At 33.9% G+C, this 1,934-nt stretch carries 2 protein-coding genes; one reads left to right on the forward strand and one right to left on the reverse strand.

Annotation, left to right across the window (positions count from 1 at the left end; translation table 11 throughout):
- Positions 1 to 67: 67 nt before the first annotated feature.
- Positions 68 to 778 (reverse strand): peroxide stress protein YaaA, encoded by a 711-nt coding sequence (gene yaaA, locus NE544_RS11915; RefSeq protein WP_256269487.1) that lies wholly within the window; start codon positions 776 to 778, stop codon positions 68 to 70.
- Positions 779 to 812: 34 nt separating this feature from the next.
- Here yaaA and NE544_RS11920 point away from each other — a divergent pair, with 34 nt between their 5' ends.
- Positions 813 to 1,853, forward strand: a complete 1,041-nt coding sequence (locus NE544_RS11920; RefSeq protein ID WP_256269488.1) for a M42 family metallopeptidase — start codon at positions 813 to 815, stop codon at positions 1,851 to 1,853.
- Positions 1,854 to 1,934 lie beyond the last annotated feature (81 nt).

Consider the following 1,934-nt stretch of genomic DNA (forward strand, 5'->3'; position numbering starts at 1 on the left):
CATTACCCTATGTAATCTTATAGCGTATCTAGACCCCAACTATTTTTATATAGTCTTAGAAAAGCTATCACGATGATAGCTTTTTTTTGAAAATATAATTTTTTTCAGTACTTTGACTCGCATCAAAAGTGTATCCTAAATCTGAAAATTGAGTAATATCTTTGATGTTTTCAATCTGATTTTCGGCAAGATAGCGAACCATGGCTCCTCTTGCCATCTTGGCATAAACACCTTTTTCTTTTCCGTTTTCTTCGACAAAACGAACATCAATCAATGGTTTATATTTTCGAATGGTTTTGGCATATTCTTCACTTGCAAGATTTAAAATGGGTTCATCTATTTGATTGGCAAGATTATCTTTCCAAAAGTCGTACAAAGAGAATGGACACTTTGTCTGCATTTCTAAACGATAGGGTGTAATCGCATCAAGAGGTTTTAAAAGACCATAAAATCCAGAAAGAATATAAAGATGTTCTTGAATATATTTGATTTGATTATCTGTAAATACATGGGGTGCCATATATTGATATTGTATGCCAGAATAGCTTAGTATGGCTGGTGTTGTATTTTTATTTAGACTCATATTTTGGAATTGATCATATGTAGTTTGGGCAATTGTGTCTGAACATTTTAAATAGGATTTTAATTCTGAATACTCTAAACTTTGAATATGATTTAAAAGTTCAGTTGTCTTGGATAAGAATAGGGGTGTTGTACACTCTATGTTGATATCATCGATCATTTTCATTTTCTTAGCGGGTGAGATAATTATTTTCATAATAATATTGTATAATAGGTGTCAAGAAAAGAAAGTGAAGATTATAGTGAAAACCGAAGAAATGTTAAATAATTTAGAGGAATTGATCAATACACCGAGTGTGGTAGGTTTCTATCCTGAAATTCACAAAAAATTAGCGGAGATGGTAGGAAAGTTTGGATATGAACTTGAGTTTGATAATAAACGAACTGCCTATGTTCGTGTGCCAGGTAAAGATTTTAGTAAGATTGTATGTGTAGGGGCTCACTTAGATACGATTGGTATGCAGGTTCGTCATGTGATGGAAAATGGCTGGATCGAAGTAAAAAACTTGGGTGGAGTCAACTTTCATAATGTGGAAGGTGAAAATGTATATATTCATACGCGTAGTGGAAAAACATATGAGGGTATGGTGATTTGTAAGTCACACTCTACACATGTATTTGATGATGCGAGAAGTCGTGAACGTGATAAATTTAATGAAGCTATTTTATTGGATGAAGATGTTAGTTGTGCTAAAGATGTATATGATCTAGGAATTGAACATGGAGATTTGATTAGTGTAGAACCACGTTTTAGACGTACAGAATCTGGTTTTATAAAATCTCGACATATTGATGATAAGGCTATGGTTGCAGCCGTGATTGATGTATTGCGTCAATTGAAAGAAGAGAACCTAAAACCTGCTTATGATACTTTATTTGCGTTTCCTATTTATGAAGAAATTGACCATGGAGGAGCTTATGTTCCTAGTGAAGTGAGTGAGTATGTAGCTTTGGATATTGGCTTGATTGGGCCGGATAATCATGGTTCTGAAAAGAAGGTTTCCATTGGAGCTAGCGATAACTATTCTCCTTATGATTGGGGATTAACAACTAAAATCATCAATTTGGCAAAAGCGAACAATATTAACTATTGTGTAGATACATATTATCGTTTTGGCTCAGATGCTACAGCGGCGATTCGTGCTGGAAACAATATTATGCCTGCTGTATTTGGGGTTGGTTGTATGAATTCGCATGGCTATGAAAGAACGAGTGTTCAAGCTATTGAGGATTGTGCACGTCTAACATTGGCTTATGTATTAAGTGAATAGAAAAATTAGATAATAAAAATCAAGCCTAATTCATAAAATTTTGTGTCTTTCCATGAAGGACACATTTTTTGATGATTTTCC

It is taken from the genome of Holdemanella sp. MSK.7.32 (assembly GCF_024460475.1).
Taxonomy (GTDB): domain Bacteria; phylum Bacillota_I; class Bacilli_A; order Erysipelotrichales; family Erysipelotrichaceae; genus Holdemanella.

Coding starts and splice junctions, on each gene's coding strand:
- yaaA (WP_256269487.1), bottom strand. CDS start 778: ATGAAAATAATTATCTCACCCGCTAAGAAAATGAAAATGATCGATGAT.